Origin of the sequence: Natronincola peptidivorans, assembly GCF_900111615.1 — a bacterium.
GTDB classification, from domain to species: Bacteria; Bacillota; Clostridia; order Peptostreptococcales; family Natronincolaceae; genus Natronincola_A; species Natronincola_A peptidivorans.
In genome coordinates this window covers 45,232-67,353 of sequence record NZ_FOHU01000016.1, presented here as the reverse complement: position 1 = coordinate 67,353, position 22,122 = coordinate 45,232, and the positions used below count along the sequence as shown (strand labels likewise).

Annotated in this window: 21 protein-coding genes, 1 tRNA gene and 1 riboswitch; of the genes, 15 read left to right on the top strand and 7 right to left on the bottom strand. The window is 35.8% G+C overall.

Annotated elements, in window-relative coordinates; translation table 11 throughout:
* Positions 1-193, bottom strand: a 193-nt coding sequence (locus BMX10_RS18200) for a hypothetical protein (protein WP_330387935.1), incomplete at its 3' end; no start/stop codon positions are given.
* Positions 194-366: 173 nt separating this feature from the next.
* Between BMX10_RS18200 and BMX10_RS14445 the strand changes: the two genes are divergently transcribed.
* The 3 genes from BMX10_RS14445 (at position 367) to BMX10_RS18195 (ending at position 3,280) form a co-directional block, all read left to right on the top strand.
* On the top strand, positions 367-1,191 hold the full coding sequence (locus tag BMX10_RS14445; protein WP_090445821.1) for a carbon-nitrogen hydrolase family protein: 825 nt from the start codon (positions 367-369) through the stop codon (positions 1,189-1,191).
* A gap of 33 nt (positions 1,192-1,224) precedes the next feature.
* Positions 1,225-2,250 carry an alpha-hydroxy-acid oxidizing protein gene (locus BMX10_RS14440; RefSeq protein ID WP_090445818.1) on the top strand — a complete coding sequence of 342 codons (1,026 nt, stop codon included), beginning with the start codon at positions 1,225-1,227 and terminating at the stop codon, positions 2,248-2,250.
* Between the two features lie 100 nt (positions 2,251-2,350).
* Positions 2,351-3,280: a cell wall hydrolase gene (locus BMX10_RS18195; protein WP_208976154.1), complete on the top strand. Its 930-nt coding sequence runs from the start codon at positions 2,351-2,353 to the stop codon at positions 3,278-3,280.
* 195 nt (positions 3,281-3,475) lie between these two features.
* Here the strand turns inward: BMX10_RS18195 and BMX10_RS14430 are convergent, their stop codons facing one another.
* Entirely contained in the window at positions 3,476-4,795 is a 1,320-nt protein-coding gene (locus BMX10_RS14430; RefSeq protein ID WP_090445816.1) for a bifunctional folylpolyglutamate synthase/dihydrofolate synthase, read from the bottom strand.
* A gap of 266 nt (positions 4,796-5,061) precedes the next feature.
* Here BMX10_RS14430 and BMX10_RS14425 point away from each other — a divergent pair, with 266 nt between their 5' ends.
* From BMX10_RS14425 to BMX10_RS14390, 8 genes are all read left to right on the top strand, one after another.
* Complete coding sequence (locus BMX10_RS14425) at positions 5,062-5,433, top strand: demethoxyubiquinone hydroxylase family protein (RefSeq protein WP_090445813.1); 372 nt, start codon at positions 5,062-5,064, stop codon at positions 5,431-5,433.
* 15 nt (positions 5,434-5,448) lie between these two features.
* A complete protein-coding gene (locus BMX10_RS14420) occupies positions 5,449-6,285 on the top strand; it encodes a family 1 encapsulin nanocompartment shell protein (protein ID WP_090445810.1) in 837 nt (278 codons plus the stop codon).
* Between the two features lie 220 nt (positions 6,286-6,505).
* A riboswitch (Lysine riboswitch) is annotated at positions 6,506-6,690 on the top strand.
* 166 nt (positions 6,691-6,856) lie between these two features.
* A complete protein-coding gene (locus BMX10_RS14415) occupies positions 6,857-7,852 on the top strand; it encodes an aspartate-semialdehyde dehydrogenase (protein WP_090445804.1) in 996 nt (331 codons plus the stop codon).
* 58 nt (positions 7,853-7,910) lie between these two features.
* A complete protein-coding gene (dapA, locus tag BMX10_RS14410) occupies positions 7,911-8,783 on the top strand; it encodes a 4-hydroxy-tetrahydrodipicolinate synthase (protein ID WP_090445801.1) in 873 nt (290 codons plus the stop codon).
* Between the two features lie 14 nt (positions 8,784-8,797).
* Positions 8,798-9,520 carry a 4-hydroxy-tetrahydrodipicolinate reductase gene (gene dapB, locus BMX10_RS14405; RefSeq protein WP_090445799.1) on the top strand — a complete coding sequence of 241 codons (723 nt, stop codon included), beginning with the start codon at positions 8,798-8,800 and terminating at the stop codon, positions 9,518-9,520.
* A gap of 119 nt (positions 9,521-9,639) precedes the next feature.
* The gene (dapD, locus tag BMX10_RS14400; protein ID WP_090445796.1) at positions 9,640-10,353 is read left to right on the top strand and encodes a 2,3,4,5-tetrahydropyridine-2,6-dicarboxylate N-acetyltransferase; all 714 of its coding nucleotides are present in this window, start codon (positions 9,640-9,642) and stop codon (positions 10,351-10,353) included.
* A 6-nt stretch (positions 10,354-10,359) separates the two neighbouring features.
* Positions 10,360-11,580 (top strand): aspartate kinase, encoded by a 1,221-nt coding sequence (locus BMX10_RS14395; protein WP_090445792.1) that lies wholly within the window; start codon positions 10,360-10,362, stop codon positions 11,578-11,580.
* On the top strand, positions 11,580-12,758 hold the full coding sequence (locus BMX10_RS14390; RefSeq protein WP_090445829.1) for an aspartate aminotransferase family protein: 1,179 nt from the start codon (positions 11,580-11,582) through the stop codon (positions 12,756-12,758). Before BMX10_RS14395 ends, BMX10_RS14390 begins: the two co-directional genes overlap by 1 nt.
* A gap of 164 nt (positions 12,759-12,922) precedes the next feature.
* Here BMX10_RS14390 and BMX10_RS14385 read toward each other — a convergent pair whose 3' ends face one another.
* Genes BMX10_RS14385 through BMX10_RS14365 form a run of 5 tightly spaced genes read right to left on the bottom strand, consistent with a single transcriptional unit; the run spans position 12,923 to position 16,813 of the window.
* The gene (locus BMX10_RS14385) at positions 12,923-14,020 is read right to left on the bottom strand and encodes an NADH:ubiquinone reductase (Na(+)-transporting) subunit F (RefSeq protein ID WP_090445789.1); all 1,098 of its coding nucleotides are present in this window, start codon (positions 14,018-14,020) and stop codon (positions 12,923-12,925) included.
* A gap of 11 nt (positions 14,021-14,031) precedes the next feature.
* Entirely contained in the window at positions 14,032-14,622 is a 591-nt protein-coding gene (locus tag BMX10_RS14380) for an NADH:ubiquinone reductase (Na(+)-transporting) subunit E (protein WP_090445786.1), read from the bottom strand.
* Positions 14,622-15,251, bottom strand: coding sequence for an NADH:ubiquinone reductase (Na(+)-transporting) subunit D (locus BMX10_RS14375; protein ID WP_090445782.1), 630 nt, complete (start codon positions 15,249-15,251; stop codon positions 14,622-14,624). The genes BMX10_RS14380 and BMX10_RS14375 overlap by 1 nt, the downstream gene beginning before the upstream one ends.
* A complete protein-coding gene (locus BMX10_RS14370) occupies positions 15,244-15,858 on the bottom strand; it encodes an RnfABCDGE type electron transport complex subunit G (protein WP_090445779.1) in 615 nt (204 codons plus the stop codon). Before BMX10_RS14370 ends, BMX10_RS14375 begins: the two co-directional genes overlap by 8 nt.
* Positions 15,845-16,813: an RnfABCDGE type electron transport complex subunit D gene (locus tag BMX10_RS14365; protein ID WP_244272728.1), complete on the bottom strand. Its 969-nt coding sequence runs from the start codon at positions 16,811-16,813 to the stop codon at positions 15,845-15,847. Before BMX10_RS14365 ends, BMX10_RS14370 begins: the two co-directional genes overlap by 14 nt.
* Before the next feature lie 262 nt (positions 16,814-17,075).
* On the opposite strand from BMX10_RS14365, the gene BMX10_RS14360 reads away from it, so the two are divergent.
* The 4 genes from BMX10_RS14360 to BMX10_RS14345 all read left to right on the top strand — a co-directional run bounded on the left by BMX10_RS14360 (position 17,076) and on the right by BMX10_RS14345 (position 22,115).
* Positions 17,076-17,151 (top strand) — tRNA-Val (locus BMX10_RS14360).
* A gap of 185 nt (positions 17,152-17,336) precedes the next feature.
* Positions 17,337-18,521: a TniQ family protein gene (locus BMX10_RS14355; protein ID WP_170834837.1), complete on the top strand. Its 1,185-nt coding sequence runs from the start codon at positions 17,337-17,339 to the stop codon at positions 18,519-18,521.
* Between the two features lie 66 nt (positions 18,522-18,587).
* Positions 18,588-21,113 (top strand): Mu transposase C-terminal domain-containing protein, encoded by a 2,526-nt coding sequence (locus tag BMX10_RS14350; RefSeq protein ID WP_170834836.1) that lies wholly within the window; start codon positions 18,588-18,590, stop codon positions 21,111-21,113.
* 15 nt (positions 21,114-21,128) lie between these two features.
* On the top strand, positions 21,129-22,115 hold the full coding sequence (locus BMX10_RS14345) for an AAA family ATPase (protein WP_090445771.1): 987 nt from the start codon (positions 21,129-21,131) through the stop codon (positions 22,113-22,115).
* Positions 22,116-22,122: the final 7 nt, after the last annotated feature.

Genomic DNA, 22,122 nt, shown 5'->3' with positions numbered 1-22,122 from the left:
GATAATCTTGCATTTGAAACTTTAGAATTCTAGGGAGCTTATCAATCTTTAACTTCTGGTACTTAGGACTATTAGAGTCTTCAAAATTCAATTGGCGTAAAGGGATGTTTCTAGAGACAAAGATTAAAAGTGTATAAAGTTCTTTTTGTAGATATTGAATATATAGTACTAAATAAGATATAATGGAGTTCACAATGACCACCCTTTCTTTATTAATTGTGAGCTGGGAACTTCAATTATATCAAGAAATGGGGGGGCATTGTTTTTTTATACAAAAAAACTTTGAAACCTTTAAAATATAATGATTAGTTAGTAAAAAAAGAGTGTCAAACTTGACACTACGTATTGAATTAAAGGAGTGATAAAATGAATAAATTCAAAGTAGCAATTTGTCAAATGCTTGTTACAGATAATAAAGAAGAAAATCTATCGAAGGCAGAGGAAATGATTAGAGAGGCCAAAAGAGAGGCGGCAGAAGTAATCATACTACCGGAAATATTTAATTGTCCATATAATAATGAGTATATGGTAGAAATGGCGGAGGATTATCCAGGAAAAACAACGGATATGCTCTCCAGCTTAGCTAGAGAATTACAAGTATACATTATTGGGGGATCTATCCCAGAAAAAGCAGGGGATAAGGTTTATAATACTTCCTTTACCTTCAACAAAAATGGGGAGCTAATCGGCACCCATAGAAAAATGCATTTATTTGATATCGACATTGAAGGAAAGATTACCTTCAAGGAATCTGATATTGTAGGGTATGGAGAGGAAGTAACCGTTGTGGAAACAGAGTATTGCAAGATAGGGGTTGCCATCTGTTATGACATGAGGTTTCCAGAGCTAATGCGGTTATTGGCATTAAAAGGAGCAGAGGTGATTGTGGTGCCAGCTGCTTTTAATACTACTACTGGTCCTGCCCATTGGCATGAGACCATCAAAGTAAGGGCAGTGGACAATCAAGTATATTTTGTGGCGGCTTCTCCTGCAAGAAATATGGCGTCTACCTATCATGCCTATGGCTATTCCACCATTATCAACCCATGGGGAGATGTAGTTGCCAGCACCAAAGAAACTGAGGCTATTGTTTATGGGGAGATTGATTTAGATTATGTAAAAAAAGTAAGACAGGAGCTGCCTTTATTAAAGCATCGAAGAACAGACCTTTATACATTAGAAGAATTATAAAACCTATTGACAACTAAACGGAGGGATAAAAGGATGAATTATGGTGAGGTACTAAATAACGCAAAAACTATTATTGGAAAGAAATGCAGAGTATGCAAAGAATGTAATGGAATAGCATGTAAAGGTGAGGTTCCAGGGGTAGGTGGAAAAGGAACCGGGCTAGCTTTTATACGAAACCGCGAAAAAATTAATCAAGTAAAGCTGCATTTAGATACCATTGTACCAGAAGATAAAATCGATACTTCCATAGAACTTTTTGGTAGGACTTTAAAATATCCTATCCTTGCTGCTCCAATAGGTGGCCTGGAGATGAACTATGGTACAGCCCAATTAGATGATTTTACCTACTCACAAGCTATTGTTGGGGGCTGTAAAGATGCTGGTGTTATAGGTTTGACGGCAGATGGTGTAAAGGACGCATTTTTTCAAGATCCACTAAAGGCTGTGGGTGAAAATGAAGGTTGGGGTATACCAACCATCAAACCATGGAAAAATGATGAAATTCTTAAAAAAATTAGTCAAGCGGAGGAAAAACAGGTGCCAGCAATAGCCATTGATATTGATGCGGCGGGCCTGGTGATCTTAGCCATGCTGGGAAAACCCGTTACAAGAAAATCTGTGGATGAATTAAAGGAGATTACCTCTGCTACAAAGCTGCCGGTGATACTAAAGGGGGTTATGACAGTAGAAGGTGCAAAAAAAGCATTGGAAGCAGGAGCCTACGGCATCGTAGTATCCAATCATGGCGGCAGAGTGTTAGACCATACCTTGGCAACGATAGAAGTATTGCCCCAGATAGCGGAAGCAGTAAAGGGGAAAATGAAGATCTTCATTGATGGAGGCTTTAGAGATGGGGTGGATATATTTAAAGCCTTAGCTTTAGGAGCAGATGCAGTGCTAATCGGAAGACCCTATGCTGTGGCTGCCTATGGAGGTGGCAGGGAAGGGGTAGAGCTCTATACCCAAAAGGTGGGTCAGGAGTTAAAAGAAACCATGATTATGACAGGATGTAATGAAATACAAGATATTGGCAAGCACTGTGTAAGCTATAGTTTCTAAAGGGGCTCCTCCTTGGTAAATCTTACAACCCTATAATCCATATACACCATTTTTCATTTATGCTAAAATTTTTAGGATGAAAGAAGAAAGGTTGGTGTATATGAAATTACAATGGAACAAACTATCCATTAGTGTATTGATTATGACTTTGGTATTAATCGTATTTGCTTCAGTACAGATAGCCAATACTCCCAGTACAGTGATCCAGGGTACTGCAATGGAGGTAGAAGAGGATCTTCATGATGATGAAGAAATAGCCGGTGAAATACAAGAAGATCAAGAGGAATACTTATTTGAGGAAGACGAATTACAAGAAGATACAAATGCTATGATTACTGAGGAAAACAAAGCCTCCTCTGTGACTACTGATGTTGCATCAGAAAACATTCATGAAGCTAATAACAGCGTAAATAATCAACAAAAAACTGCAGTTACAGTAGATAGATCTCCTATTACTGGAGAAAGATATACTGTAAAGGCAGGAGATACACTGTTTTTAGTTGCTGAAAGAGCCAAGCTTTCTTTAACAGAACTGAAGAATATTAACAATATTCATAATGACACCATTTATGTTGGGCAAGTACTGCAAACAAAATCAACACCGCAGGCTAGAAATGTGGCAGCAGTTACTCCTAGTCAACCAGTTTCAAGGGGTGGACAAAGAGAGGATGATATCTATTGGTTAAGTCGAATCATCCATGCAGAGGCACAAGGGGAACCCTACCAAGGAAAAGTAGCAGTTGGAAATGTAGTGCTTAATAGAGTAAGAAGCAGCAAGTTCCCTAATACCATCTATGGTGTGATATTTGATAGACAGGAAGGGTTTATCCAGTTTTCCCCTGTCATCGATGGAACGATTTATAATACACCAAATAGAGATAGTATCCAAGCTGCTACAGAGGCACTAAATGGAGTAAGACCTGTGGGAGATGCACTTTACTTTTTAAATCCAAGAAAAGCAACAAATTTCTGGATAGTTGGCAATAGAAAATATATGTTGACTATTGGAGATCATGATTTTTATTATTAAATTAAGTCAAATAATGCAGAAAGAAATTAAGATTGTCATTCTGAGCCCTAGTGAAGAATCTTAGTATTTGAAAGGCTTTAAAGATTCTTCATTACACTTCGTTACATTCAGAATGACTACAATCTGAGGTTTTTGCATCGACAAAGAAGCGGGGATTAATGACTCCCCGCTTCTTGTATTTTTTGTAGAATATTATTAGCTTGCCTCTTGTTCATTATGAAGATAATCCAATAATATGGTTTTTACATCTCCAACTAAGTAAAGAGAGCCTGTAAAAATGGTTATTTCATCCATGGCAGTGTTTTGTATGCCGTAGACAACTGCCTCTTCTAGAGAAGAAATTACAGCTGTTTCTTTACCAAAGAGAAGGGTGTTTTTACTGAGTTCTTCTGGTTCCATAGCTCGATGACTGTTAGGACGAGTAAAGACTACCTTATTGCACAGAGGAACCAAAGTGTTTAGAACTCCCTCAACATCTTTATCCTCTAGCATACCAATAACCATATTAATTTTTCTATTGCTAAAATATTGTTCGATAGCAGATTTTAAGACGCCTGCCCCTTGCAGATTATGGGCACCATCAATAAAGATAAAGGGTGCTTGGTGCAACAGCTCAAGCCTTCCACCCCAAAAATTATTATATAAGCCTTTATAGATACTATCATCTGCAATAGTTATCAGCTGATGATTTCTTAAGACCATTAATGTAAGGGCAGCTAATGAAGCATTGTATATCTGGTGCTTGCCCAGCATTCTAATTTTCACATGATCTAAGCTGCCGATGGAGCTGTTTAAATCAAATATTTGTTCCCATATATCCATTTGGAGCAATTCTACATTGTCCTCCTGCAGAGAGTAGACTTTAGCATTATTTTTTTCAGCTGTTGCTTGAATCACTTCCGCTACTGCTGTTTCCTGCCAATGGTATACCACCAAGCCATTGGGTTTAATAATACCGGCCTTATGGGCTGCGATTTTTCTGATATCTGATCCCAGTACATCAATGTGATCTACACCAATGGGAGTAATAACAGATGCTAGAGATGCTTTGATAATATTGGTAGCATCATTTAAACCACCTAAACCTACTTCTAAAATTACATAATCTATCTTTTCTTTAGCATAATATATAAAGGCCATTAAAGTCATTATGTCAAATAAAGCAGGAGGGTTCAAACCATCATCCATAAGGGGTAAAATCTTTTCTGATACCAAGGTAGCTATTGCAGCAAAGTCTTCCTGTGAAATATTGACACCATTAATTCTAATCCTGTCTGTAAAGCATTGAAGATGGGGAGAGGTAAAAAGACCAACACGATATCCTTCAGCTGCCAGCATGCTATGCAGAAAAGATGAGGTAGACCCTTTACCATTTGTTCCAGCAACATGGATAATTTTTAATTTTTCCTGGGGATTTCCTAAAAGATGCAAAATTTTTTCCATGCTTTCTAAGGGTAATTTTCCTCCTAAAGCATGAGTTTTTTCGATAAACTGAATGGCCTCCCAAAAGTTCAACCAACACTCCTCCTAATCAATGTAATTTGTTTTTTAATAACAGATTAATTATACAACCAAAGAAGCACCTATACAATAGGGAAATTTAGAGAAATGTGGGGGTTTACAAATATTTTTTTCGACAAGAAAAAAACCAATAAAATAGATAGCTTTCATCATAAGTTTATAATAAAATAAATATATAAATTGTGAGATATATATTAGTTTTTGGGTAAACATATTGTAGAGAAAATAACAATAAAATTATTTTAAGGAGGTTTTATACTATGCCAAGCTTTCCAAACCCATTTAGCGGCAATGTACCAAGAAAAATATCAAAGGAAGAATTAATTCAAGCGGTGAGATTGGATATCGCAGGAGAATTGGAAGCCATCTTTGTTTACGATGCTCATGTTCAAGCAACTGATGATCCAAGAGCAAAAAAAATACTAGCTGATATCCGAGATGAAGAAAAAGCACATGTTGGAGAATTAATGGAGTTATTAAGAATTCTAGATCCTAAGGAAGGAGAATTCTTTGAAGAGGGTGTAGAAGAGGTAAAAGAATTAATGGCAGAGCTGGGAGAAGAAGAAGGACAGATTCCAGAGGAAAAGAAGGATAAATTAATAAAAACTGTAGGCAGTTTAATAGAAAAATAGTAAGGAGGGAATATAATGGATTATTTGCTTAGAGATGATGCACCATTTAGTGATGAAGTATGGGAAAAAATTGATGAAAAAGTTGTAAAAACAGCTACAGAACAACTAGTTGGTAGAAAAATACTACATATTTATGGACCATTAGGCGCTGGAGTGCAAAGCATTCACTTAGATACCATGAACTATCAAGAAGAAGGAGAATTAGATCTTTTTGGTGATACTGAAACCTGTGAAATAGCAGGTGAAAACAGAAAATTTGCCGCTATTCCTATGATTTATAAGGATTTATCTATTTCCTGGAGAGATGTTGAAACCAGTAAACAACTGGGATTGCCCCTTGATTTATCTCCTGTGGCAGCAGCAGCGGCGGCTTGTGCAAAAAAAGAAGATAGCTTTATTTTTAATGGAAGCAAGGAGCTTGACTATCCAGGTCTTTTAAATGTAAAGGGAAGACAGGTGATAAAAAAGCAGGATTGGTCAAAGGATGCCAACCCTTTTAATGACGTAGCAAAAGGCATCGAGAAGCTAGTAGCAAAGGGTGTTTATGGTCCTTACGCTTTAGTAGCAAGTCCTGACCTATATACAAAAATGCAAAGGCTTCAGGAAGGTACTGGTATATTGGAGATCACAAGAGTCAAGGAGCTTATCGATGGAAAAGTATATGCTTCTCCAGTAATGCCAGCCAATACAGCAGTATTAGTAGCGATGGCACCACAAAATATGGATTTAGTTATTGGGCAGGACATGGCAACTGCATATGTAGGTCCTGAGCAATTGAACCATAAAATGAGAGTATTAGAAACTGTAATGCTAAGAATCAAGAGACCAGCAGCTATTGTTACCTTCGAATAAAAAGATTTTATAAATCCAAGAGTTGGAAATAATGTTTAAATTATAACGGACCTAGGGGAACTAGGTCCGTTATAATTCTCTCAGATTGTATACAAAATTCTAAAAATCAAGTTGACAGGATATGCATTCATATGTTACACTACTTTCAATATCAAAAAAGCAATTCAAATACTGAATTGAAACAACCAAGATCATAAGAACAACTGAAATAGATTTTTTATTAATAAATAGAGGTGCACCGAAGAAGAGTATAGGGTAGGTGTCAAGAGGGAAACCCTCAATACTACCTATAGAAAGGCTGACGTGCCGAAATCATTAAATAGTTATCGATTTAATGGTTGGGGGTTTGGTGAATAACTAAACAACTGTCATGGGAAAACTAATCCATGGAGTGCTATTTGTTAATTGCGATAAGCTTTGATAAAAAAGTAGTATTTTTTTGCAAATACTATAATGCCTATCTTTGTATTGCATTAACAAACTCCTAGGATGAACCTAGGGGTTTTTTATTTATCTTGAAATCATGATAAAATATAACGAAATAACGAATATATGGAGGGGGAATAATAAAATGGGTTTATCAATTGGTGTAGTAGGTGCCACAGGTGCAGTAGGACGTAAGATGCTGGAGATATTAAAAGAAAGAAATGTAGCCATCGACAAATTGAGGGTTTTTGCCTCTGCTAGAACAGCTGGAGAAAAGCTAGATTTTAATGGGCAAGAGGTGACAGTAGAACTGTTAACAGAGGATGTAATGAAGGATCAGTTTGACTATTTATTGTTTTCAGCTGGGGGAAGTGTTTCAGAGAAATACGCTCCTATCGCAGCAGAAGCTGGCAACATTGTTATCGATAATTCCTCACAATGGAGAATGACAGAAGGGGTTCCATTAATCGTACCAGAGGTGAATGCCCATGTATTAAAGGGCTATCAAGGAATCATTGCAAATCCAAACTGCTCCACAATACAAATGATGGTGGCTTTAGCTCCTTTGCATAGACAATATGGTATCAAAAAGATTGTAGTATCCACCTATCAAGCCGTCTCTGGAAGTGGACATAAAGCTATCGTGGAGCTGGCAGAGCAAATAAAGGATGAAGCTTATCCAAGCAATGTATATCCTAAACGAATCGCTGCTAACTGTATTCCTCATATAGATGTATTTAATGAAAATGGTTTTACAAAAGAAGAATTAAAAATGGTTTTTGAGACACAAAAAATACTGGAGGATAATACTATAGAAGTAAACGCTACTACCGTGAGAATACCAGTATATTATGGACATAGTGAATCTATTTATCTAGAGTTGAAGGAAGCTCCTGGAATAGAAGAGGTCAAAGCATTACTTGAAGAAGCACCGGGTGTTGTTGTTATGGATAATCCAGAAAATAATCACTACCCAACACCACTTGAGGTTGCTGATACTGATGATACTTATGTAGGAAGAATAAGAAAGGATTTATATAATCCTAACGCATTATCCCTATGGGTAGTGGCAGATAATCTAAGAAAAGGCGCAGCTACCAATGCTGTTCAAATTATAGAAGCAATAGAAAGCATGAAATAATTTAAAACCTTTTATTAAGCAGCGATTTGAATGATCATAATAAGAAGGAGGCAGAAATATGTTTAATGGTTCAGGTGTTGCAATCATCACACCCTTTAAGGGAGGTAAAGTTGACTTCGAAGCCTTTGAAAGAGTGATTGACTTTCAGGTGGAAAATGGCACACAAGCATTAGTTGTACTAGGTACTACAGGGGAAGCATCAACCCATAGCTATGAAGAAAGAGAAGCAGTAATCAAAACTGCTATTGCAAAAAATAACAAAAGAGTGCCGGTTATTGTGGGAACAGGCTCTAATAGCACAGATGTAGCTATAAAATATACAAAGCAGGCAGAAGCTCTAGGAGCTGATGGGATATTATTAGTAACACCCTATTACAACAAATGCACACAAAAAGGGTTAATCCAGCATTATACAGAAATCGCAAAAGTCACATCCCTACCAGTCATACTTTATAATGTACCCGGGAGAACGGGGGTTAACATTGATCCTCAGACAGTAGCGGAGCTGGCAAAGGTGCCAAATATCATAGGAATCAAAGAAGCCAGCGGAAACATGACCCATATTCTAGAAACCAAAAGACTGGTACCAGAAGATTTTAAGATCTGGTCTGGGAATGATGACAATATCCTACCGATTTATTCTTGCGGAGGACATGGTGTCATATCAGTAATGGCAAATGTAGTTCCTAAAGAAACACAGGCCATGTGTGAAGCTTTTGAATCAGGAAATGTACAGGAGGCCATTGGTCTACAGGTGGCATATAAAAAGTTTATTAATTTGTTGTTTGTGGAAGTAAATCCTATTCCTGTAAAGGCAGCATTAGCTGAAATGGGTTATATCGAAAACGAATTGAGACTTCCTTTAACTCCTATGGAAACAGAAACTAAACAAAAGCTAGTAGAGGAAATGAAGCGATTACAAATCATTTAGGAGGTAAGGACGGAATGAATCTATTAATATCGGGTATTAGTGGCAGAATGGGACAAATGCTGTTTAAGCTGGCAACAGAGGATGTCTATTGGAATACAGTAGAGGGTGTGGATTTAAACAGGAAGCTGGATGATATTGTTGTAAAACCTGATGTAGTGATTGATTTTACCCATCCAACTGCTATAAAAGATATATTAAATTATAGTGTAGAAAATCATATACCTATGGTGATAGGAACAACAGGGTTTGAAGCAAAGGAGAAGCAGCTAATAGAAGAAGCATCAAAAACCATTCCCATCCTACAGGCTACCAACATGTCCTTAGGAATGAATTTAGTTTTTTCTTTAGTAGAGCAGGTTGCTGCTGTTTTAAAGGGAAAAGCTGATATAGAAGTCATAGAGAGTCATCATAACAGAAAGATGGATGCTCCATCAGGCAGTGCTGTTACCATCGTAGAATCCATAGAAAAAGGGTTAGGGGAAACAAGAAAGCATGCCCATGGAAGACAGGGACAATGCCCTAGAGAAAAGGGAGAAATAGGCATACATGCCATAAGAGGCGGTAACATCGTGGGAATTCATGAAGCAAGCTTTATCAATGATTTGGAAACAGTAAAAATCACTCATGAGGCCCATGATCGAGCTGTTTTTGCAGAAGGAGCATTGGAGGCAGCTAAATATCTCATTGGAAAACCAAATGGTATGTATAATATGAAGGATGTATTAAATCTAAAATAATAACAATACAGTCCAAACTGCCTTTGGGAAAAAGGCAGTTTGGTATTCTGTCTAGGATAATCATGAAGCAAATTTGAGACAATAAGAGAACAAAATAAATCACAGGAGGATAAGAAAACATGGATGCTAGAGAAATCATACAATATATCAAGGATAGTGAGAAAAAAACACCGGTAAAGGTTTATGTAAAGGGACAATTAAGTGAGATCGATTGGAGTAAATGGGAAATCAAAAGCTTTATCACTGGTGATACAGGAGTAATATTTGGTGAGTGGAAGGTAATATCTCGATTATTAGAGGAAGTAAAAAATAAAATCGAAGACTTTGTACTAGAAAATGATAGAAGAAATTCAGCCATACCTTTACTGGATATGAAGGAGATACCTGCTAGAATTGAGCCCGGGGCTATCATCCGTGAAAAGGTAGAAATTCATAAAAATGCTGTTATTATGATGGGGGCTGTTATCAATATAGGAGCTATCATAGGTGAAGGTACCATGATTGATATGAATGTTGTTGTTGGAGGAAGAGGAATCATCGGCAAAAACTGTCATATTGGTGCTGGTGCTGTAGTAGCTGGCGTGGTAGAACCGCCATCAGCAACACCTGTTACTATTGAAGATGATGTAGTTATAGGAGCTAATGCAGTGATTTTAGAAGGTGTTAGGATTGGCAAGGGTTCTGTAGTGGCAGCTGGAGCCGTTGTGACTACAGATGTACCAGAAAATGTTGTGGTGGCAGGAACACCAGCTAAGGTGATAAAAGAGATCGATGATAAAACGAAATCAAAAACTGAAATTGTTCAAGAGCTTCGTGATCTATTGGAGGCATAGCAAGAAATGAAGATTGTAGTACAAAAATATGGGGGCTCCTCTGTAGCAACAACAGAAAAAATTAAAAAAGTAGCCAATAAGATTATTAAGAAAAGAGAAGAAGGCTATCATGTGGTGGTAATCGTATCAGCTATGGGTAAAACCACCGATGAGTTGATATCCTTAGCAAAGGAAATCACGGATTATCCTGTACCCAGAGAAATGGACATGCTTTTGACAACGGGTGAGCAGATTTCCATAGCATTATTATCTATAGCTCTAAATGCTCAAGGGTATTCAGCTGTATCCTTTACTGGTTCACAGTTAAACATACAAACAACCTCAATACATCAAAAAGCAAGAATCAAAGATATCGAAGCTTCTAAGCTGTTAAAGGCCCTGGAAGAGGATAAAATCGTAGTAGCAGCAGGTTTTCAGGGTGTTACAGAGGACAATGAATATACTACCTTGGGCCGTGGTGGCAGCGATACCTCTGCAGTGGCCTTGGCAGCAAAAATTGGGGCAAGCTGTGAAATCTACACAGATGTTGATGGTATCTATACAATGGACCCAAGGAAATTGAAAAAAGCAAAAAAGATTAATAAAATCAATTATGAGGAAATGATGGAAATGGCCAGCCTAGGGGCGGGAGTAATGCATTACCGCGCTGTGGAGCTAGCCCATAAATACCATATACCTATCTATGTTGCTTCCACCTTTTCTGATGAAAAAGGAACAATTATAACAAATGGAGGAGACGCTTCAATGGAAGAAACCTTAATTACCGGGATGGCTTCAAGCTTAGAGGATATACAGGTTACATTATTAAACCTCCCATCCTCAACCACTAGCTTATATAGATTATTTGGGGAACTAGGAGAAGAAGAAGTCAATGTAGATATGATTTCCCAAATGCTGACAGAGGACAATAAAATGAATGTTAGTTTTACTATCCCAAAAACTGATCTCCATGCAGCAGAAGAAATCGTTGAAAAATGGAGACAAGAAGATACCAGTATCCAGTGGGAGGTCAACACAGATATTGCAAAAATATCCGTTGTAGGATTGGGGATGCGCTCTCATTCAGGGGTAGCAGCTAAAGTGTTTGAGCTTATGGCAAAAAATGATATTGAGATCAAAATGGTGACAACATCAGAGATCAAAATCACATGGGTGGTTGATCAAAAAGATGAATTAAAAGCCATTGAATTAATAGGTAAAGGATTTGAATTGGAGAGGGAAGAATGATGACGGATTGGATGACACTGGACCAAAAATATATCTTACCTACCTATGGCAGAATGCCCATTGTGGTAAAGAAAGCGGAGGGTATGTATATCATAGACGAAAATGATGATAAGTATTTAGATTTGTTTTCAGGTTTAGCGGTGAATGTGTTAGGACATTGTCATCCTCAGCTTTTAGAGGAAATGCAGTATCAAAGCAGTCAGTTTGGACATATCTCCAACTTCTTCTATAATAAACCAGCAATAGCATTAGCAGAAAAGCTTGTAAAGGCAACCTTTGAAGGAAAAATATATTTTGCCAACTCTGGAGCAGAAAGCACTGAGGCCGCCTTGAAATATATACACAAGTATAGTAAGGACAAAAACACAAAGGGCGTGGTAGTATTTAAAAATAGCTTCCATGGAAGAACATTAGGGGCTTTGAAGCTAACCAGAATGGAAAAGGTACAACAGGATTTTCCTACACCTGATTTCCCTGTATATGAATTAGAAAAAGAAGATTTAGCACAACTAGAAAAAGTATTTCAACAGCATGCTCCAGCGGCATTATTATTTGAGCCTGTCTTTGGCTCAGGGGGTGTGCAGGTTGTCTCTACAGAATTTATAGAGGGAGCTAGAGCTCTATGTGATGCATACGATGTACTACTTTGTATGGACGAAATACAAACAGGTATAGGGAGAACTGGAAAGATGTTTGCCTATCAGCATACCAGTATTACCCCCGACATCCTATTATTTGCAAAGGGTGTGGGAGGAGGCTTATCCCTAGGAGGAATACTGGTGGCAGAAAAAATAGCTGATTATTTTAAGCCTGGAGACCATGGTACTACCTTTGCTCCAAACTCTATAGCCTCAGCTTTAGGCAGTAAGACAATAGAAATACTTCAAGAGGGTATATTAGAAAAGTCAGAGGAAATGAGTCAATATCTAAGAGGAGAACTGCAACGGTTGAAGGAGGACTATCCTGAAATCATAGGTGAGATACGTGGTAAAGGTCTTATGATTGGTGTAGTTATACTAAAAAATCATGAAGTATTAAACAACGAGTTTGTAAAAAGAGGTATTTTGGTGAATGTAACAAATGTGAATATCTTAAGACTGCTTCCATCTTTAATCATCAACAAAGAAGAGATTGACACATTTATTGATAGCTTTACAGATATAATAAAGGATTGGTAAAAAAGAATGGACCCCTAGAGGGTCCTTTAGACTGTTGAAAAACCTCCATCTTCTTCGTTGCTTCAAAAACCCAGCACCTTTACGTATTACGTATACGCTGCAGTCGCTGGGTTTTCTTACGCCTCGAGGGTCTTTCCTAAGCGGTGTTACAATCTAGCATTCAATTAAAACTCATCAAAGTAAATCATTTCTTCTTTAAATCCTTTTTCTACTAAAGCTTCAATGGTAGATTTTATCATAGGAGCACCGCCACAAAGATAAGCTTCCTTGTTTTCCCCCTCCTCAAGGTACTTTTCTATCAAATCAGTAACCCTACCTTCTTCACCCTCCCATTGGTCCTCCTCAGTAGCTCTGGACAATACAGGGACAAATTTAAATCGGGGAAGGGATTCCTCAAACATTTCCATTTCATCCAGCATGAATAAATCCTCTCTTGTTCTAGCACCAAAATAGAAAACAGTGTTTCTATCAATCTCCTTGTGGAGCATTTCATAGAGAATGCTTCTGATGGGAGCCATACCTGTACTTACTGCCACCAGCACTGCATCTTTATCTGAATCATTTAAATAAAAATCTCCAAAGGGACCGTTAAAGGAAACTTCATCACCCTCTGATAAATGCTTATGGACATAGGTAGTAACAATGCCGTCAGGAACATAACCAATGATCAAATCAATAGAATTAGTCTCTGTAGTAGATGAAGCAATAGAGTAAGCCCTATATACCTCATCAGGATTTCCAGGGTATGGAGGTGCCAGCAACTGAACGTACTGTCCTGCTAAAAACTCTATTTCTTGTCCATCAGTAATTTTAAGCTTTAAGAATCGGATGTTAGGTGTGAGGTCCTTTGCCGTCTCTACTACTGCTGTGTACTTTTTAGCATGTAATAGATCCTCAGGTATCTCAATGTACATATCCTCCTTCACCTTCACCTGACAGGTTAAACGAATGTTATTTTCAACATCCTCTTCAGTTAAGTAAGAAAGCTCTGTTGGCAGCACTGGACCTGCACCCTCATTGATTTTACACTTACAGTAGCCACAGCTGCCTTTACCTCCACAGGCAGAGGGGAGATAGATGTCATGCTCTGTCAAAGAGGATAAGAGGCTGCTGCCGCCCTCCACCACCAGTTCTTCATCCTTATTCACAATAATTTTACATTCTCCATAATCTGCAATATAAGCATCGGCAAAGGTTAGTAAAAACGCCAATAGGGTGGCAATCCCTGTGATGATCAGTACTGTAATTAATATCGTCGACATCAGCTCACCTCCTATTGAATGTTTACAATGCCGGAGAACCCAATAAAGGCTAAAGCCATAAGTCCTGTGATGATTAAAGTAATGCCCGCCCCTTGAAGGCCTTTAGGGACAGGAGCATTTTTTATCTTTTGTCGAATGCCAGCCATAGCCACGATTGCCAGCATCCATCCTAGACCCGAACCGATACCAAAGGCGATGGATTGTAAAAAGCTATAGCTGCGAATAACCATAAACAAGGAAACACCCAAAATAGCACAATTCACAGTAATTAATGGAAGAAAAATACCTAGAGAATAATACAAAGTAGGCAGATATCTTTCAACAATCATTTCAACAATCTGCACAAAGGCAGCTATAGTGATAATGAAAACGATAAAACGAAGATATTCCAGCTGATAGGGTATCAAAATATAATGATAAATTAGATAGTTGATAACACTAGTACCTGTTAATACAAAGGTAACTGCCTGACCTATTCCCAAAGAAGTTTTTATTTCCTTTGAGACTGCTATAAAGGAGCACATTCCTAAGAAATTGGCCAGGATCATATTACTAGTAAAAATGGAAGCCATTAGTATGGTGATAGGATGAATATTTTCCATTATTTAGCACCTCCCATAGATGGTTTTTCTTCCGATTCTTTTGGAACATAGTAGTTGGCTACCCAAATGAGGATACCCAGCATAAAGAAGGCACCAGGAGGCATAATCATAAAGATCCAATTGACCCACCAATCGCCAAAGACAGTATAACCAAAAACAGTTCCAAATCCAAGTAACTCTCTAAAGAAAGCAATAATAAGTAAAACTGATGCATAACCGACACCAGAGGCTACCCCATCGAGAAAGGAAGGCAAAGGAGGATTACTTTGCGCAAAAGCCTCACATCGACCCATAATAATACAATTGGTAATAATTAAACCAACATAAGGCCCTAGGGCCTCACTCATGTCGGGCATATAGGCCTTTAAAACGATATCAACAATAATAACATAGGCAGAGATGATAAGGGTCTGTACCATCATACGGATGTGCTTAGGGGTAAACTGTCTAATAATAGACACCGTTAAACTGGAAAAGGAAGCCACAAAAATCAATCCTAAACCCATGATAAAGGAGTTTGTCATAAGATTTGTAACAGCCAGTGCGGAACAAATTCCCAGCATCTGTCGATAAATAGGGTTATCTTTAAGAATTCCTAAAGAAAAGATCTCTTTGGTTTTTCTAGTCATTCTCTAACTCCCCCTTTACCTCTGATATATAGATGGATAAATTATTATTTAAAATTCTTCTAACAGCGTTGGAGGTTCCTGTAGCACCAGAGATAGAATCCACCTGACCGTCGGGGTCAGGATTATATACGATAAAATCATCTTCCTTATCCAGATCCAGTGTTATATTTCTAAACTGCTCTTTAAAAGAGTCTTCATCAATCCTACCTCCAAGACCTGGGGTCTCATTATGGGATAAAAAATCTATCCCTAAAACCTCTTGAAAATCAGGAGTGACTGCAATAATTGCCTTTAACTCCCCCCATACAGCATCACCTTCAATAGGCAAAAGATAGCCTATCAATTCATCATCTTTGTAGCCTTCATAGATGGTTTTATCACTTACCGTAATCTCTTGAACATGATCGTCATAGAGACTGTTGATTTCTTCAGCATTTTTATCAGATGTATCTATATCCAATGCATAGAGGAAGGCCTTTCGCTCCCTTAGCTGGTTATTCATCTGTATCCTATCAATGGTTGCCTCATTAATGGTGGCTAGAACACCTGTATAAATGATGGTAAGCACCATCATAAATGCTATAGGCTTAAAGCTAAACTTTTTCATCAGCAGCCACCTGCCTTTTGTTAGATTTCATATACTTTATACCTTCATCCATGATAGGGACAAAGGTATTCATAATAAGCACTGCAAAAGCTGCACCACCTACAAAAATACCAAAGGTTCTTATTGCAACTGTGATCATACCAATCAGTAGGCCATAGATCCATTTCGCTTCATCTGTTTTGGGGGCAGTGATGGGCTCAGTTACAAAAAAGATGGATAAAAATATAAAGCCCCCGGAAAACAAAGCATACGTAGGATTGGCAACACCAGGTACATTCAATAATTGTAATAGACTACTTAAGGCAACAAAGCCTATAATAGGAGATGCCATTAGCTGCCAATCAGCAGTTTTTGTGTAAACAAGATAAATAGCAGCAATCAATATCAAAAGAGCGCTGGTTTCTCCTGAAGAGCCTGAAACACCTCCCAAGAACAATTGATGGATGGAAAAAATATCAGCATTTTGATTGAGGGCAGCTAAAGGAGTAGCTTTCGTAATGGAGTCCATAGCAGGGGTCATATAGCTAGCAAATCCACCAGGAAATCCTGAAGCTACCAAATTCCAACGGGCAGTCAGATATTCAGGAAAACACACATATAGAAAGGTTCTCCCCACTAAAGCAGGATTAAAAACATTTCTTCCAAATCCACCAAACACTTCTTTCGCAAACATAACACCAAAAACGATACCAAGAATAGCCACCCAGAAGGGGGTAGATACAGGTAAAGTCAAAGTAAAAAGCATACTAGTAACAATAACTGCTTCTGTTATTGGTTTGTTCAGCCTTTTTTCAAATAGATACTCTGTGAGGATGCCACAAAGAGTAACAACCGTCATTAAAACTAATGTCCTCCAACCAAAAAAATAAACAGCCCCTAAGGTAATAGGAATTAAACTATAAATTACTTTTCGCATCATAGGCTGTTTTAAAAACAATCTTTTTGATTTTTCCACAGGTTAGACCTCCTTCACCTAAAACTTCTATTTTACCTTTTACCCAAAGGATAGAGATAAAAACAAAAGCAGCCCACTTTATATTTTATGAAAAGCCCTTGTTAAAGATGAATGTGGATATTTTATAAGCACTATGCACATCTAGGGAGGCGGTCATTCTGAGGATAGTGAAGAATCTAACAACTACAGTGATAGATTTTAATATTTCAATTATATTCTAGTTGCAAAACCTATAGAAAATATGCTATAATAACTCTCACATGGGCAATTAACTCAGCTGGTAGAGTGTCTCCTTGACGTGGAGGAAGTCAGCGGTTCGAGTCCGTTATTGCCCACCAAGTCAGAATTGGTAATTTGCGCGAATGTTGGACACTTTTTGCACCAATGTTGGACATTTTGCACCAATGTTGGACATTTTGTGCGAATGTTGGACAATTTTAACAAGAAAGAAAAGGGGGTAGTTGTTATTTACAACTATTCCCTTTTCTTTTTTTATAAAATAATTAATAGATGGAGAGATTATATGAAGCAAATAGATGTATGTAAACAAAAAGAACTATGGAATAAGACCCTTCCAGTACTTTCAAATCCTTTTCAAGGAGAAAGTTTAATAGGATATCTATTTAGACTAGCTTTTATTAATGGACTTTCTCCAAATGCAATTATCAAAGAGGTACTTCCTGAAAAATACTTACGATATAATTCAGACCCTTATAAAATAGCTGAGATTGAATCAAATATTGATATATCAAAGGTTACTGAAATTACAGGTATTACCCAGGATTATATAAATAATATTAGCGTAAATGGCATCCGTAAAAAGCTATATAAATATAATAATCGACATACAAAAAATGCTTTCAAAATATCTTTAATGAAATTCTGCCCCATTTGCATTAAAGAATGGAAAATCCCCGTTTTGTTTTTGTTTAATGAAGTGAATACTTGTCTTATTCATGGAGCAAAGCTGATATATAAATGCAGATGCAAAAGAACAACTGATCTTTTCAAGGTAAGCCAACCATTAAAATGCTCCAATAAAAAGTGTAGTGCTTCATATAGAGAGTCATACCAAAAACAAGATTATGGAATAATTAAAAATCAATCTTTTGTACAAAGTATATTTACTAATTTTATTAATGAAGATATAAATTTAGTTAACAAAAACGAAAAAATCGTTAAAAGCTTATTTAGAAAGATGATTTTTCTACAGAAGTTTAAATATGAAGATATTAATCATATTCAGAACTTTTTTTCGTTTTATATGGACATAAAAATGCCAATACCATATCAGAATTATAGATGGCATAATATTCTAAAATTTTCTGAAATTATATCAAAGATGGAGGAGTTTAGATTCACAGCATATGAATTTTCAACTCTTAAGGTTCCTGAAGTGGAAAATTTCCAGTGTAAAATCTTAAATGTAGCTATTGACGGAGAAAAAGAGTTATTTAGCAATTATAAACAAATTGATTCTATATGCATTTTAGAAAAGTTTAATTACTTAGTTATGCAATTAGATTTATTTGAAAAACATAAAATAGATTATCCACATAAATCTTATCTTTACAATCAATTTTCTTATGGTATAAAAATTAAGGGGAAAATAAAAGTAGTATGTAATGAAATTACAGTATTTTATGAGTTTGAATTAGTTCCTCACGTATATTACGGTTTAAAGCGAGTTCATACATTAAAAATATAATTGATAAATGTTATATTAAATTATTGGTAATAATATAAAATTATAACAATTATGGTAGGTGTAGATATGAATAAAGGTCTTTCTATTTTTAAGCTAGCGAATAAATCAATAAAAGGATGGTTTCCAACTTCAAGAAGTATAAGCGTACATATACCTTTTGTTAGCACTATAGAAGAAAAGTTTTTATATTATGCTGAGTATCGTTCAGACGTATTAAATATTGAAAGGGCTGATATAGATGATGCTTTTTCTGAGTCATATAATCTGCCAAAGAATAATTTAGTGCCAATTGAAATTCCTTATGAAGTGAATGACAAAAGACATAATTACTACCCAGATTTTCTTTTAACACTTCACGATGGAAGAACAATCATTGCTGAGATTGGAAAAAGAGAAGATAAAATAACAAATATAGGTTTATCTAAAGCGGTAGCAGCAATTGATTATTGTGAAGAAAGGAACTGGGAATATTGGCTTATCTTTGATGAAAATATTATTTCTAAAACTCATTACGATAATTTGATACTATTGAAATCATATGATAAGTCTATGTATAGAAACCAAGAGATTGAAAGCAAAATTGTGGCAATATTTCAGGATAACCAGCTTGTTTCTATAGAAGATATTGTAAGACTTATAGCTAGCAAATTTTCTGCAAAAGAAGTTGAAATGTGTGTTTATGAGTTTGTTAATCGCTTGACTAAAGAGAGAAGGTTAAAGTTTGATATTGAAAATGAAGAATTAAAAAGAATGAGTAAAATAGGAATTAATTCAAAAGATCAATTCCTATACTTAACTAGAAATATTCATTTGACATATTCAGAAATATTAGAAATGCATAATAATAATGATACTGATAACGAGTCTCAGATTGAAAAAACTGATGTTAGAAATAGTTTTATTGACAATGAATTTCTAAATGAAGAAAAGAAAGAAGAATTTTTCAAAAAACGTGCAGCAGTTTTAGAAGCTATATCTTCACATAGGAAATTATCAATATCACAAATAGCAAAAAACTTTAATTTATCAAGATCTAATCTATATAATTTAATAAATAAATACTTAACCTATGGTGAAAAGGCTCTCATATCTTACTGGGAATATAATGGGCCAAAGACTTTTATAAGAGAAGATGTAGTAAATGAGATAAGAAAAATACATAAAAAAAATGCAAGCTGGAAAGCTATGCAAATTTATGAGTCCGATGAGTTAAGAAAAGCAATAATAACCCTTGGAAAGAAAACAAATACAATGATACCTTTGCCATCTTATGACCAATTATACAGATTATTAAAAAAGTTAGAACAAGATTCAGATTTATTAACTTCAAAGGGGAGAAAAAAATCCTCCAAGAGAAAGATGACAACCCATGGAAGATGGGTTGATTCTATAGCTTCACCATTAGATCAAGTACAAGTAGATGCCAACTGGTTGGATATAAAAATTGTCACATCAGACAAACAAGATGTAGCTGGAAAAATATGGTCAGTAGTATTGATTGATGTAAAAACTGCCAATACATTAGGATATTCTTTTTCATTAAAAGAACCTATTGAAGAAGATTACATGAGGGCACTAAAATGTTGCATGGAACCCAAAGATTCTATTGTCAGTCATTATAATTGCGAAAATGAATGGCCAAGCACAGGAATTCCAAGGAAAATTTTAAGTGATAATGGAAAAATATTTATTTCAAAACGAGCTACGGATGTACTTGTAAAACGTTTTGGTATTACTGAAGAAATTGCACCTCCAGGTACCCCTGATATAAAAGGTGCTATAGAGGCACTATTTACGTGGACTTTAAGAAGGCTTACTTCGAGGTTACCTGGATATTCAAAGGGCCGAGATCCAAAAGAGCTTGAAAAGGAAGTGCTGAAAGCAGGGATTACTTTAGCTGATTTTGAAGAAGCATTTGTGCAAGCGATAGTAGATAGTTATCATCAAGAATATGATGATTTAAGGAAACATACAAGGTACAATTTATGGATGCTAGAAGAGAAAAATAATAAACTGATGGTACCACAATGGCTTGGTAGTAAAGATGAGCTAAAGCTTTTATTAATGAAAGAAGAAAAAAGTAGGAAAGTAAATACAAAAGGCATTTCATTTGGCAATAGATGGTATCAAAATATAACAATGATGGGAAATATAGTAGATCAAAGGGTTAATATAAGATATGATAAGCAGGATATTTCTGTAATATATGTATATCTTCAAGATGGAACATATTATTGTGAGGCATATAGCCAAGAACTTCTTGGAACTCGATTAAGCATATGGGAAGATAAGGTTCTAAAAAAAGATTCTGAGAAACTAAAAAAAATAAGCAATAAAAAAGCAAGGGCTAATCATAATCGAATTATAAGTAATACAAAAAAGATTAAAAAATCTACTCTAAAAGAAAAAGATGCTCAATTTATTGAACAACAGAGATTATATAATAATCAAGATATTCATATTGAAAAGGTGCAAAAGGTATTATCGCAACAACGATTAAATGAAGATATAAATGAAATTTGTGATATAAAACCTGTAGATGTTAATATTGATAAATCTTCATTAAAAAAATTACACGTAAGGAAATTTTAAAATAAGGGTGTTAGAATGATTAACAACATTAATATAATTGACACGAATAGCAACATAGATGAAGAAATAGAGATTAAATTATTAGACATATATAAATATACATTCATTGAAACTGCATTTTCCCAGCGATTTCAAGACTTTATTAATGAAGTTAGGTTAAAGAAAAAGTGGGCAATTGTTGGTGCACATTCAAGAAATGGTAAAAGCTGGTGTATAAAAGATTTAGTTAAAAATAGTGGTGCAATAAAAGAATATAATGGCATAACACGCATACCAGTTCTTGCAATTAGATCACCTGAGAGTAATAATGCAAGTGATATAATTTCTTCATTATGTAGATGCTTTGGCACTCTTCCAAAATCAAATAATTCTGTTTTAAAAAAATGGCTTATCGATAATATCCCCAACTTTGGGGTTGAACAGCTGATTATAGATGATGCTCATGAATTAAATATACATCATTTCAAATTTATCAAGTGGTTAACCGACACACTAGAATTGGAAAAAAATTATTATATTAGTGTTGTATTAAGTAGCATACTTAGTGGTAATCAAATTAGTGTATGGAGTAAAATTATGAATACTAGAAGTGAAGATTGGATGCAGCAATTCTACGAAAGATTTGCTTTGTTTCGTGTGGTACAAGGTCATACTCCTCAGGAAGTAGCCGAGGTATTATATGTATATGATGAGTTATATAAACCTTTCTTATCTCAAATTAATTTAATACAGTGGTCTGATACTATATTTGCTTGGCTTACCCACCCTGATCTCGACGTCCATAATTGTAGAAGAGTTGCCATGGAGCATCTAGCAAAACTAATATATGAATCTGTTAGAGTAGCTTCTATACAAAAAATGAATGAAATTCCAATAGATTTGTTAAATTATATAGCAAAATTACATTTAATTAATAGAAATAAGTTATATTCTACAGAGAATGAACCAGTATATAAAAAGGGAAATACTCATAAAGGTAATCCACAAGAAGCTAATGCTTAATTAAGGA